Source organism: Phocaeicola faecicola (assembly GCF_013618865.1).
GTDB lineage: Bacteria > Bacteroidota > Bacteroidia > Bacteroidales > Bacteroidaceae > Phocaeicola > Phocaeicola faecicola.
In genome coordinates this window covers 1-13148 of sequence record NZ_JABSOE010000086.1, presented here as the reverse complement: position 1 = coordinate 13148, position 13148 = coordinate 1, and the positions used below count along the sequence as shown (strand labels likewise).

General features: G+C 36.7%; 10 protein-coding genes. 8 read left to right on the top strand and 2 right to left on the bottom strand.

All coding sequences use genetic code 11. The features are described from left to right. Positions 1-174: 174 nt before the first annotated feature. The gene (locus H3001_RS17350; RefSeq protein WP_181215605.1) at positions 175-2475 is read right to left on the bottom strand and encodes a TonB-dependent receptor; all 2301 of its coding nucleotides are present in this window, start codon (positions 2473-2475) and stop codon (positions 175-177) included. Positions 2476-3031: 556 nt separating this feature from the next. Next, the gene (locus tag H3001_RS17345; protein ID WP_008157768.1) at positions 3032-3484 is read right to left on the bottom strand and encodes a helix-turn-helix domain-containing protein; all 453 of its coding nucleotides are present in this window, start codon (positions 3482-3484) and stop codon (positions 3032-3034) included. A 144-nt stretch (positions 3485-3628) separates the two neighbouring features. Between H3001_RS17345 and H3001_RS17340 the strand changes: the two genes are divergently transcribed. The 8 genes from H3001_RS17340 to H3001_RS17310 all read left to right on the top strand — a co-directional run bounded on the left by H3001_RS17340 (position 3629) and on the right by H3001_RS17310 (position 12982). Then, positions 3629-3820 (top strand): hypothetical protein, encoded by a 192-nt coding sequence (locus H3001_RS17340; protein ID WP_005815678.1) that lies wholly within the window; start codon positions 3629-3631, stop codon positions 3818-3820. A gap of 18 nt (positions 3821-3838) precedes the next feature. Continuing rightward, positions 3839-4153 carry a hypothetical protein gene (locus H3001_RS17335; protein ID WP_008157769.1) on the top strand — a complete coding sequence of 105 codons (315 nt, stop codon included), beginning with the start codon at positions 3839-3841 and terminating at the stop codon, positions 4151-4153. Positions 4154-4348: 195 nt separating this feature from the next. Further along, positions 4349-4552 (top strand): hypothetical protein, encoded by a 204-nt coding sequence (locus H3001_RS19545; protein ID WP_005815674.1) that lies wholly within the window; start codon positions 4349-4351, stop codon positions 4550-4552. Next, entirely contained in the window at positions 4549-7830 is a 3282-nt protein-coding gene (locus H3001_RS17330) for a DNA primase (RefSeq protein WP_181215604.1), read from the top strand. Before H3001_RS19545 ends, H3001_RS17330 begins: the two co-directional genes overlap by 4 nt. A 146-nt stretch (positions 7831-7976) precedes the next feature. Beyond that, positions 7977-9191 (top strand): AAA family ATPase, encoded by a 1215-nt coding sequence (locus tag H3001_RS17325; RefSeq protein WP_008157771.1) that lies wholly within the window; start codon positions 7977-7979, stop codon positions 9189-9191. Then, on the top strand, positions 9188-9820 hold the full coding sequence (locus H3001_RS17320) for an RloB family protein (RefSeq protein WP_008157772.1): 633 nt from the start codon (positions 9188-9190) through the stop codon (positions 9818-9820). Before H3001_RS17325 ends, H3001_RS17320 begins: the two co-directional genes overlap by 4 nt. Positions 9821-9927: 107 nt before the next feature. Next, the gene (locus H3001_RS17315; protein ID WP_008157774.1) at positions 9928-11211 is read left to right on the top strand and encodes a serine/threonine-protein kinase; all 1284 of its coding nucleotides are present in this window, start codon (positions 9928-9930) and stop codon (positions 11209-11211) included. A gap of 88 nt (positions 11212-11299) precedes the next feature. After that, entirely contained in the window at positions 11300-12982 is a 1683-nt protein-coding gene (locus H3001_RS17310; protein ID WP_008157776.1) for an AIPR family protein, read from the top strand. The last annotated feature ends 166 nt before the right edge of the window (positions 12983-13148 follow it).

Sequence of the window (13148 nt, the reverse complement as noted above, 5' to 3'; positions counted from 1 at the left end):
TGTCCAACTGATAGGATTATATGAAAAAACACAGAAAAAGGGCAATAGCAATGGCATATAAAGTGATTATACTCTATCGACTTTATATGCCACCTTACTTTTTAGGGACATTTACTGAATATCCCTCTTTATTGTATTACTTAGCTTGGCAGATACAATTGAAGAAAGTATTGTTTATTTTATCTTGAATAGTCCATTATCACTATCATAGTTTTCTATATTCTGCCGCACAGATTTTTTCTTTTTGCCGACACCAAAATTCCACGAGACGTTTAATGCAAACGCATGATCCTTTCGTTTTATATGGTAATCTGTCTTATGATAAACTATACTGCCAGGTATGGTTTCGTTTAAATATTTGTCTTTTATGAATGGGAAAAAACATTGAAGGTTTATATTAAAACTTTTGTATGTATATCCGAAGTTAACATACGAGACTTTCTCTATCCCAGTTTTATAAAGTCCTGATAAAAATGTACCGCCAAATTTTTGGTAAAGATCAAATGAGAAATTCTTATATTGGGCAGAAAGGTATAATGAAACAGGATATGACCAATAATTAAATTCTTGGATCTCTTTTGAAGGTTGAAAAATTTGTTGATTGGCTCCTATACTTCCACCGATACGGAGAAATTCCCATGGTGTGTAATTTAGATTGATTTCAACACCTCTCCGTATGTCTTTTTCAGCGTTACCTGTTTGAAACAGTATGCAATCATCGCCATATTGATATGAATCGAATAGACTATTACTGGTATAATCATAAAATAAATTTGCCGATAAAGAAAACTTTTTCAAGTACAAGTCATAACTTAAATTCAATGACTGCAGGTGAGAGTTTTCCAAGTTTTTATTACCTGTCTGATAGAAATTGTTCATTATCAAGATTCTTGCATCAGACATTTGTAGCATGTCCGGCATCTGTGTACTGGAATTATATGTAATACGTATGCTATTTGCATCATTGATGTTATATCCAGCCATAATCAGTGGAGTAAATGTCAAATTATGAAATCCGTTTCCTTCAGATTGCATATCATAATTGGCCCCTAAACTGACACGGTACATGAATGATTTTAGTTTTCCGCTTATCTCACTATAAGCATAATGCTTTTGTGTATTTATATTCTGTTTCTGCAACTCTTCAGACATTGAGTTTTTTAGTTTATTTGCTAGAAAATTAAAATGTCCTCGATATCCAAAGGACAAATTTGCGCTTGTAAATCCATGCTCATATACAAACTCTCCGATAAGTGTTTTCTTTTGATTATTTATGGACATTTTATCATCAAAACCGGTACTGCCACTTTCCATCGAATGTGTCTTTTGTTCATTGTCGAAATAGCTACCTACAACATTAAATGATATCGAATTATTCTTTGGGAGTATTTTTGAATAATATACATCAAATGTCGGAACTAATGTTTTCTTGTAATCGTTTAATGTACCAGTACGTTCTTCCTGAAATTCGTTCTGCTTAAACAGAATATTCTTATTGGCATCCAGCTTTTCATCAGAAGTATTTACAAGTGCTTTTATTTGGAAATCATAATTGTCTTCTTTACTGATAGAATAGGTAAGTCCGATATTATGTTGATGACCCCATGACTGACTTTCACGAATATAATCATAGATATATTGATCATCGTTAATTGCATAATTATAGTAGCCTGATTCCAGGTCTTTTATATCACGTTTCATATTGATATGTGTGCCATAATTAAGCGTGAGTTTATTATCTCCTTTGATATAGGACAAAGCAATAGAAGCATTGGAAAACATCTGTCCCAACGTTCCATATATATTACCATTCCATCCAGTATCCAAAGGTTTTGTTCTGACGTTGACTACATTTTCCGCATCGTTAATATACCGCATAGGAGGTACATCATAAATCTCTACATTCTTAATCTTATCTGCAGGTATCAGTTTTAAGTCATCATCAGTCGCCTTTATTCCATTTATTAAAATCAGGATGTTTTTACCGTTTATAGTTGATAAAGTGTTACTCGTCCTATCTATATGAAGGTTTGGCAAAGTTGCAATAAGCCCGCGTCCATTTTCAGCCTTTTCAATTTGAGTATCAGAGAAAGTATATGATGTTTTATCTATGCTACGGATACTTCTTTTCCCTTCAACCACCACTTCTTCTATTAATTGTGTATCAGCTTCAAGAATGACATTCCGTACCACATCTTTGTCTATAGTGACAGGAATAGACTTTGTCTTGTATCCTATATATGAGATCTGTAATATATAATCTCCAGATTCAACGCTTTGAAAAGAATAATTTCCTAACAAATCAGAAGCACTGCCTTTTTCAATGTTCACAGTGTCACTTAAATGGTATAGTGCTATATTGGCAAATGGAATACTCTCTTTTTGTTCATCAATTATTTTACCTTTAAGATTAAAACTCTGACTATACGCCGGTATTGATAAACATATGGCAATTAATAAATTGAAAATTCTCATATTGCTAAAAAATATACTTTATATGATGAAACTGATATTTCCTGCAGCTTCGTGATTGAACTCTTATGCAGTTACTGTTCTGTTCTTTTTGCCCTTCAAGAAAATAGAAGAATTTCTCTGCTTCCTTTTCCGTTTAAGGATAAGGAAGAGCATTACAACAATTATTCCAAATAAAGACAACTTAGGCTGTAATGTCTGAAAAACAGTCCATTACAGCCTAAATCAAATATTATCCTTTATTGCTTATGCTTCCTCAATAGCAGCCTGCGCCACTTTCATATACGATTATTCCCCAATAGGTTACATTGCCGGTGTATGTGAAGTGTATGCGCTTTGGTATGACTTTTTTCTAAAGCTGCTACTTTCTTAGCATTATTATTCTATCGCAGCTTGAGCCTCTCCAATACATATCTGTATTTCAATAAGATGCAATATTTGTGTATGTAATCTGTATGCATCTTGATACAATGCTTGGAACAGTTGCAATAGATATTAAGGATGAATGATTTGACCTCTCTGTAACGAGATGACGCATTCATTTAAATTTCAGTATTGTTTATTTCCTATCTTTCAATAGTTCAATAATCACGTCCTTATCCTTCAGGTTTGAATCAAGACGTAAAATCTGTGAGTTCAGACTCTCTATTTGCTCTTTCAGAAGTTTGATTGTTTCCCTCAGGTTCTCTGTTTCTTTCTTTTCGCTAGATAACTGTACGGCCAGTTCTGCATCACCTATCAGATTATTTGCATTTCCATCCAATGAAACGGCTGCAAGGTGTGCTGATATATGATGCTGTCTCGGACAGAAAAGGGAAAAGAAATTGAAGTCCAATGCTTCGCTGACTTTAATAAGCCTGCTCGTTTCCATTGTCTCCCTTTCCAGTATGCGGTTTATGTGCTGCTGCGGTACACCTATTTTGCGCCCAAGCTCAGATTTGCTCAATCCAAGCTCGTTGCGTCTTTTGTCGATAGCCTGACCTACATGCACGTGTTTTATGTCATTATCCATGCGATTCCTTCAATAAATATATCTTAAACAATAAATCATCAAACAAATATTTGGTTATATAAACCATTTTATGTTACTTTGTAGTGTAACCTATTCATTTGGTGAATACAAAGTTAAACATTAAATATTAAACATCCAACAATTATGTCTGAAAACTTAGAAAAAATCCGTCCGGCACTTGTTGCCCTTGAAGTAGGTGAATCCGTTTCATTTCCCATTTCACGTTTGAAAAGCGTCCGTACACAGGCTTCAGAGCTTGGTGCCATCTATAACCGTCAGTTTAAGACCAGGACTGACAGAGAAAACCAAACCATCACGGTAAAACGAACAGTATAGAAACCAAATCAGGTTTATATGAAGATATTACAGTTTCTGGACCATCTTATACCATACGAAACATTCCTGAATGACCTCTCCTCCAGAATTGTCAGGCAATTGAAAGCCGACAAGGATGATCCTGAATTCATCAGCCAGAGGAAGGCATACGAGCTGTTTGGCCGCAGGAATGTAGAAAGATGGAAACGTCAGGGAAAGGTGGTTTCCTATAAAAGACCCGGTAAGGTGGAATACCGCACGGCAGACCTCAGGCTCCTGCAGCGTACCACCCAGGACTATTTTGATGAAAGTCAGTCGAAACAGACTGAAAGACCAGTCAAAAAAGACAAATGATAAACATATTATGGCTAATATTTTAATAGTGGTAAACTATATATGTTTAATTTAGCCGTGATACTCTATGAAATATAAAGAAAACAATTATAGTAGGTACAGGAATGTGCGTCAGTAACCTTTGTTCGCCAGCTTATAGTTTAAAATAAAGTCGGACAGGTATTTGTATCGCACATTCATAATGATTTTATAATAATGAAAGAAATCAGACCAGCGTGCGATCCAAACGGTGTCTATTCAGTCAAGCGCACCTGTGCTGAACTCGGTATCAGCAACAAGACACTCAAAAAATACAGAGAAAACGGGTATATCCAACCGCTCAATCCTAATAATATCAGCCGTCCGAAATACTCCGGCCAGTCAATAATCGATTGTTGGAACCTGCTCAGTACGTTATGATAAGCGAAATAACCATACGGAAAGTAAGGGAACTTGCCATAGAAGACGTACTCAGTCCTTATGCCAGACTGTCCAGAAAAGGCTCAACCCTGATGGGGCTTTGTCCTTTTCATTCTGAAAAGACCGGTTCCTTTGCCGTTACCCCAAGCAAGAATCTCTTCCATTGTTTCAGTTGTAACCGTGGCGGTGATTCCATTACGTTTATAATGGAAAAGGAAAACCTTTCCTTCAGTGCCGCCGTGGAATTTATTGCCAGGAACCATAATATTCCGGTAGAATACATCAGTGAAGAGCGCAGTGAGGAACAGCTGGCCGAAGCCAGGCACCGGGAGTCACTTCTGACAGTTCTCGATACAGTACAGTCTTTCTTCCTGCAAAATTTAAGAGCAACAGACAGGGAAGAGAGCCTTGATGCCAGAGCCTACGCATACGGCCGGTGGCATGAGGAGTTCTGTGCCTTTGCCGGAATAGGCTATGCACCGAAGGACGGTCAGGCCTTTATGGATTTCTGCAGAAACAAGGCTTTGAACGAAGAACTGCTGTACGAACTCGGTATGTTCAAGCGTGGCGAGGACGGAAACACATACGCCATGTTCCGACAGCGTATCATGATTCCCGTGAGAAACAGATGGGGACGCATCATTGCCTATACGGCCAGATACATCGGAGACAACAGGAAAGCTCCCAAGTATATCAACTCGGCAACAAGCATGATTTACTCCAAGGGAGAAACAGTATTCGGTATTGACCGTGCCGTCAGATTGCGTGATGCCGACTATTATATCATTGTGGAAGGTGCTCCTGATGTCCTGAGAATGCAGTCGATTGGATACGACAATACAGTAGCGTCACTTGGAACAGCCTGGAGTGAAAGCCAGTTTGAACAGCTGAAGAAATATGTATCTTCACTCTGTTTCATTCCTGATTCAGATATTGCGGAAGGCAAGCCATACGGACCGGGATTTGAGGCGGTGATGACCAACGGGGCTGCAGCCATAAGAAAAGGATTCCATGTAACAGTCAGGGAACTTCCTTTTGCAGAAATACCATCCGAGGCAGAAGGTGAAGTACAATATGTCAAGAATGATGCCGACAGCTATATCCGCAGCAGGGAGGATTATACCTCACTTCAAGAAAAGCATTTTATCATCTGGCTGGCACAGAAACGTTTTCTGGTAGCCGGTTCCATGGTAGAGGAAAGAAAGTGTGTTGCGGAAATAGCAGACCTGTTGCGCTATATAAAAGACCAGCTTGTGTATGACCAGTGCATAGAACAACTCTCCAGACTGCACGGCAAGGTAAAGCTATGGCGTGATGCCGTTACCCAGGCACGCGGGGAAGCCAGGAGAAGGAACGACAAACCTGCGGCCATGAACGAGATGCAGCGTGAAGCTGAACTGCTGCGCCAGTTCGGTCTGTTCGTCAGGGAAAACTGTTACTACTCCATCGGTGAAGATGATGATGAACCGTCAAGAATCTCCAACTTCATAATGGAACCACTGTTCCATATCGAGGATGAGATAAACGGAACCAGAATCTTCCGTATGAGGAATATGTACAATGTATGCAGAGTCATAGAACTGAAGGAGTCTGAATTATGCTCGCTGAGCAACTTCCAACAGAAGGTTGGTTCACTGGGCAATTATGTATGGCTGGCCAAGATAGACAAACTCAACCGTGTAAAGGAATACCTGTACTCAAAGACCGATACGGCAGAACGTATCAGAAAACTCGGCTGGAATACAGCTGAAGGATTCTTTGCTTTTGGAAACGGAATATTTTTTGCAGGCACATTCAATGCTGTTGACGAATTGGGTATAGTCCGTGGTATCAACGGCATGGCCTTCTATATACCGGCCACTTCAAAAATCTATCTCAACAATCCGGAGATATTCCAGTTTGAAAGACTCATGGTACATGAGAACCGCAACGGGATAAAACTATATGATTACGTAAAAAGACTGATGGAAGTGTTCGGTGAGAATGCAAGCGTAGCCTTCTGTTACCTTCTTGCCACTCTCTTCCGTGACATCATATTCAGATGTACCCGCCACTTTCCCATCCTGAACCTTTTCGGTGAAAAAGGAACCGGTAAGACAACCCTGGCTGTTTCCCTCCAGTCCTTCTTTCTGCACGGAGTGGATCCGCCCAATCTCGGTGTAACTTCCGTACCGGCCATGAACGACCGTGTATCACAGGCCGTCAATACCCTTGCCGTGCTTGATGAATACAAGAACGACCTCGACATCCGCAAGATAGCCTATCTGAAAGGACTATGGGGCGGTGGCGGCCAGACAAAGAAGAATACAAATACGGACGGTATGGCAGCCCAGACCATTGTCACAACAGGTGTAGCTTTATGTGGTCAGGACAAGCCGACTCAGGACATGGCACTCTATACCCGTGTTATCTTCCTTGCCTTTTCAAAGACATCATTCAACCAGAATGAGAAAAGGGCTTATGAAGACCTTGTATCAGTCTGCAACATGGGACTTACCCATCTTACCCTGGAGATATTGGGACACCGGGAACTGTTTGAAAAGAACTTTCCGGAAATATACTCCATTACCAAGCGTGAGCTGGCTGCGAAATTGGATAATGAAACCATCCATGACCGTATATTCGGTAACTGGGTTATTCCACTGGCCACCTTCAGGACACTGGAGACAGTCATTGACGTACCTTTCAGCTATGTGGAACTGTTTGATACAGCAATCAAAGGAATACGAAATCAGAATGAACTGGCTCAGGAAAGTTCGGAGATAGCAGACTTCTGGAGTATGCTTCAGGGATTCCAGACTTCAGGGAAATGTATTGAGAAGGCACATTACCGCATAAGGTATATGAAATCCTTCCGTCCATTGTCTGTAAAAGAAGATATAGAGTTTAAGGAGGCACGTCCTATTCTCTATCTGAACACGGCAGCCGTGGCGTCACTGTTCAACAGCCGGAATGCAGGTTCAACCTCCAACCGTTCAAACTGGTCCACCATCATGTCCTACCTGAAATCCCATGCTTCATACTTGGGTCTGAAACAGGACAGATTTACCATACTTCTGCCCAGCGGACTTCCAGACTATACCATCGACATTGTGAATGGAGAGCAGGTTAAGAAGGTAAAGGTAAACCGACCGAAGGCATTATGCTTTGATTATCTCCAGCTGAAGGAGACTTTCGGACTGGATCTTGAAACTGAGGTTGTCGCTGAAGTACAGGACATGAAGGAAGAAATGACTTCCGGATACAAACAATATCCTGAGCAGAAAGGCTTATTTTAATTGAGAATTTACAATAATAAATTATCATCAGAAAAATCCAATCCTTTTAAATGTATTCGTCAAGCAATTATTTACAGTTATCTTTTGGATTTTCAAAACTTAACTCTTATTTTTGTAGAAATCTTGCAAAAAAAGGAGTTAAGTTTATGATTTTAGAGTTTTGTGTCAGTAATTACTTGTCAATAAAGGATGAGTTAAAAATATCCTTTGTTGCAACTGCTCTTAAAGATGTTCTTACCGAGTCAAATGATATGATAACTGTACCCGATACCGGATTATTTGTATTACGGAGTGCAGTGATTTATGGTGCAAACGCTTCAGGAAAATCAAATGTTCTAAAGGCTATTGCTTTTTACAGGCGTTTTATCACGGACTCTTTCAAAAACAGTCAGGCCGGAGAAGCAATTGATGTAGAGAACTTCCGGTTGAATACCACTTCAATGGATGAGCCGACTACAATGGAGGCAACCTTTATTGTTGAAGGTTTCACTTACCGTTATGGTTTTGAGGTTGACAGCAAAGCTGTACGTGCCGAATGGCTGTACCAGCGCACAAATAAAAAGAGAGCCAAAGAAGTTGAAATATTCTACAGGACAGAAGAAGAAACCACTGTTCATCAGAAAAGTTCTTTATTGATAGAGCTTGTAAACAAGAAAATGGTGCGTGACAATGCTTTACTGCTGTCTACTGGGGCACAATTCAATGAACCGATAGCAGTCAGTATCCTGCAATGGCTGAATGATATGCATGTGATATTTGGCAATGATGAGGAAAGACTGTGGAAACAGGCTATAAAGTCTATGGATGATGAGAATCTCCGTTTGCGTATTACTAACTTTGCAAAATATGCAGATCTGGGGATAGACAGTATCGTAAAAACAGATAACCGTATCGTTAGTACTCACCGGCAATATGATGATGAGGGAAAAGAAACCAATAGTGTAGCTTTTTCATTCAGCAGTAATGAATCGGAAGGTACAATAAAATATTTTTCTTTGTCATATCCTATCATTGATGCTTTGGATAATGGAAAACTTCTTGTTATTGATGAACTTAATTCAAAGCTTCATCCTCTGTTGGTTCGTAAAATCATCGGCCTTTTCAATTCGGCAAAAACAAACCCAAAGGGTGCACAACTACTTTTTACAACTCATGATACCTTCTTGTTAAGCGCTGGTATGTTTCGCCGTGACCAGATATGGTTTACACAGAAAAACAGTTTCGGTTCTACTGAAGCGTATTCACTGGTTGAATATAAAGTACGCAGCAATACTCCATTTGAAAGGGATTATCTGCTGGGTAAATATGGTGCAACTCCCATTATCGGTGAAATGGAGAGGGTCTTTAATATGGAGGAATGAGTATGGGAAGACAAACAAAAAAGGACCATCGTTCAGGCAGTCTGACCAGAAAGCAGGGAACGAGAAATGTAAAACAGTCTTTTCTCATAGTATGTGAAGGGGTACGTACAGAACCAGACTACTTTAAGGCTTTCCGTATGACAACTGCCACAGTCAAAGCTATAGGTCAGGCAATGAATACTATAAGTCTTGTCAATAAGGCAATCAGCATACGTGATACCGAACAAAAGAAGAAGCATTACTATGATCAGTGTTGGGTTGTTTTTGACAAGGATGATTTTCCTGCAAAGGACTTCAATCAAGCAATAATTTTGGCTCAAAAGAACGGTTTCCGTGTTGCTTACAGTAACCAAGCATTTGAGTATTGGTTTCTATTGCATTTTAATCTCTATCGAGGTCCTCTCCATCGCCAGAATTATGCAGATATGCTGTCAAAACTTATAGGAATGCCATATTCAAAAAGTGAAGGATTTGGTACTGTCATGTATAATAGGCTTTATCACCTGCAATCACAGGCAATAAAGAACGCAAATGTAGTACTTAACGAGGTTTCAAATGGAAATCCTGCCATGGAAGAATCTTCGACTACTGTACATTTATTGATTGAAGAATTGAATAAATATGTTTGATATAGTTGGTTGCATTAAGAATAAAACATAGTTAAATGAGAGTTTAATAAAAGGTAATAACTGTATTTAAGATAATTGGTACATAACATAATTAATTGATTGAAAAAATGGAAATAGGTGATATAATAAAAGGATATACAATAAAAGAGTATATTGGAGATGGTGGTATGGGTATTGTTTTTAAGGTTGAGAAAGATGGGAAAGAATATGCTTTAAAAATATGTAACACAACAGATGATGAGTATGTCTCAAGATTTAAGAGAGAGATACGAATGATGGAAACAATAAACAATAATAGAATAGTAAAAATTATTGATAAAGATATTGATGCTTCAATTCCTTATTTTATAATGGAGTTATGTGATGAATCGCTTGAAAATGCTGTTGAAAGAGGATTGTCCGAAGAGAAAAAATTTGATTATATATTGCAATTGTGTGATGGATTAAAAGGGCTACATGATCAAGGAATAATTCATAGAGATATTAAACCTGGTAATGCTCTTATTGTTGATGACAAAATAAAAGTGTCAGATTTAGGTCTTGGGAAATTTATTAAACGTGATACTCCTTGTTTGACTCCTACTGATGATAAATATATGGGAACATACGATTATATGGCTCCAGAGATATATATTGATGGTAAGGGAAGAGATGCAGATAAACGGAGTGATATCTTCTCTTTAGGAAAATTATTATATTTTATATTTACAGATGGAGAATCCCCATTTGCGATGGATAGTAAAAAAGTCACGGCTGATATATTTTCGATTATAGACAAGTGTACAAAGCTATCTCCTGATGATAGATATCAAGATGTAGGGGAAGTTATCAATGCAATAAAATTATGCTTGTTATACCGCAATACTGAAATATCAGTAGAAGAGATAATATCTAATCACAGATTGGGCATTAATGATAAAGATTTTGTTGATAAGGTGTATAACTATTTGCTCAAAATTCAAGGAGAACTTGGCCTGCTTATAAAGAGTATAAGAATGCTGAAAATGCAGGATTTAACAATATTTCTAAGGTATAAAAAAAGTGAGGTAAATATTATCAAGGATATATTGCTAAATACATTCTCAGAAAATAATGATTATTATATTCAGTGGGAGGATGTGGATGTATTAGTACATTTTGCATTTATGATAATGAATAATACATCTGATATCCAAATCAAAAAAGAACTTCTTGCATTTGCTTTTGAGATATCAAAGGATTATCATAGATTCTCAGCTATGAGTACAACTTTAGATATGCTTAATAGTCTTTCAAGTGGAGAAGTAAAATCTATTATTCCATTTATTATTGAGAAGAAAGATTATATTAATACATTCAAATCAAATACCAATAAATCAATATCAGATTCTATTAAATTAGTTATAAATTGATGAGGTTTAGACTTTATGCGATAACTAATTCTGAAGAGTTGAAGAAATTTGTAAAGAGAATAATAACGTTATATAAAATCGCAGGTTGATGGCAAATTTACAAGTAAATCAAATAAGAAAGCATCTTACAGATAATTACATTCGTTTTGTAGATGCATCAGATATTAAAGCAACAGATGAAGACAAAGATATTCATATTCTATCTAGAGCATATGCGGCATATGCAGTAGTTACTCTTGGTAATTATGAACCTCAAGATGTTTGCGCATGTATAACCGATGAGTATGAAGATAATGGTATAGACTTAGTTTATATTGATAATATCTCAAAAAAGATGTGGATTGTCCAGTCTAAATTTTCTTTTAATGGTAATAAAAGTATAAATACAGGTGACATACATAAATTTATTCAAGGTATTGAAGATTTATGTAATGGAGAATACAATAAATTTGGGGTGAAGATTAAAAGATTTCAGGGTTTAATTGATCAAGCGTTATGTGATGCACAATACCATTTATATTTTGTTATTGCATATACAGGGAATAATTTATCCAAAGAAAGTCTTAAAATCTTAAATCCTTTTATTAAAGAATTTAATGAGTCAGGAGAAATTTCCTCACTTATAGATTTCAATTTGGCCAAAGCTCATGATATTCTTAAGAAGGGACTGGCTAGTCCTATAGATTGTCAATTTCACATAAAGAGCTGGGGACAAATAGTTAACCCATATAAATCTATATATGGTATAGTCGATGCAACAGAAATAGCACAGTTATGGGAAAAGCATGGCATTAGCTTATTGTCTAAAAATATTAGACATTTTTTAGGCAACACCGAATCTAATAATGCTATGAATGAGACACTTAATAATTCACCAGAACTGTTTAAATATTTCAATAATGGAATTTCGATATTATGTGATTCCATAAATAAAACTGCTTTTGGTGGTACAAATACAGATCTTGGTATTTTTGGTTGCACGAATATTCAGATTGTGAATGGAGCGCAAACAGTAGGGACAATAGGGGAATTTTATAAAAATCCACAACAAAATTCTCCAAATGCCGAAGTGTTTGTGAAAATTATTTCATTAGAAGGAGCTCCTTCTGACTTCTCAAAAAGGCAAACTATTGCAAATAATACTCAAAATAAAGTTGAGAAAAAAGATTTCGTGTCTTTGTGTCCAATACAATTAAAACTTAAAGAAGAATTAAGACTTGATGGTATTAATTATCATTTAAAAAGAGGTATAGATATTCCTTCTTTGGATGATAATAATTATACATTTGATGAAGCTGCAATTGCTCTTGCAGCAAGTCAAACAGAAGTCACTTTTTCTGTTCAAGCTAAAAGAGAGGTTGGTAAGTTGTGGGAATCCTTAGCATCAGCACCATACACTGAACTTTTTAATGAATCATTGACACCTACTAGGTTGAAACATATTCTTAAAATTAACAGAGCAATAAAGTGTGAATTAGATTTATTGTATAACAAACAGACAGAAGAGAGAAGTAAGCGTATACTAATTTTAGGAAATATATTTATAACTCATTTAGTAATGCAAAAAATTAAGAAATCTGTTCTTGAAAATAAATCCCTTGATATCAACAAATATATTAATGAAACTATAAAGCCACTAGTTAGAAGCTATGCAGATATTACGATTAATGTTGTAAATCAAAACTATTCAAATTCAAATATACCACAACTATTTAGAAACTTTAGAAAATGTAGGGATATAAAAGATATTATTATAAATATAAAACAATAAATAATATCATGTTTCAAGTAGTCTTGTGCCATAATTCAAGGCACTATAAAATATTTTGTGTAAATGGAAAATACGGGATTCAAGTTTGAGTCGCGTATTTTTTATTTTATAGATTTGCAAAATGAAGAAGATTATGAAAGAAAAGAATCAAGTAGTGCCTGATGAG

What these genes read in the sequence shown, in the direction of transcription:
- H3001_RS17350 (WP_181215605.1), bottom strand. Translation starts at nt 2,475, where the DNA reads ATGAGAATTTTCAATTTATTAATTGCCATATGTTTATCAATACCGGCG.
- H3001_RS17345 (WP_008157768.1), bottom strand. Translation starts at nt 3,484, where the DNA reads ATGGATAATGACATAAAACACGTGCATGTAGGTCAGGCTATCGACAAA.
- H3001_RS17340 (WP_005815678.1), top strand. Translation starts at nt 3,629, where the DNA reads ATGTCTGAAAACTTAGAAAAAATCCGTCCGGCACTTGTTGCCCTTGAA.
- H3001_RS17335 (WP_008157769.1), top strand. Translation starts at nt 3,839, where the DNA reads ATGAAGATATTACAGTTTCTGGACCATCTTATACCATACGAAACATTC.
- H3001_RS19545 (WP_005815674.1), top strand. Translation starts at nt 4,349, where the DNA reads ATGAAAGAAATCAGACCAGCGTGCGATCCAAACGGTGTCTATTCAGTC.
- H3001_RS17330 (WP_181215604.1), top strand. Translation starts at nt 4,549, where the DNA reads ATGATAAGCGAAATAACCATACGGAAAGTAAGGGAACTTGCCATAGAA.
- H3001_RS17325 (WP_008157771.1), top strand. Translation starts at nt 7,977, where the DNA reads ATGATTTTAGAGTTTTGTGTCAGTAATTACTTGTCAATAAAGGATGAG.
- H3001_RS17320 (WP_008157772.1), top strand. Translation starts at nt 9,188, where the DNA reads ATGAGTATGGGAAGACAAACAAAAAAGGACCATCGTTCAGGCAGTCTG.
- H3001_RS17315 (WP_008157774.1), top strand. Translation starts at nt 9,928, where the DNA reads ATGGAAATAGGTGATATAATAAAAGGATATACAATAAAAGAGTATATT.
- H3001_RS17310 (WP_008157776.1), top strand. Translation starts at nt 11,300, where the DNA reads ATGGCAAATTTACAAGTAAATCAAATAAGAAAGCATCTTACAGATAAT.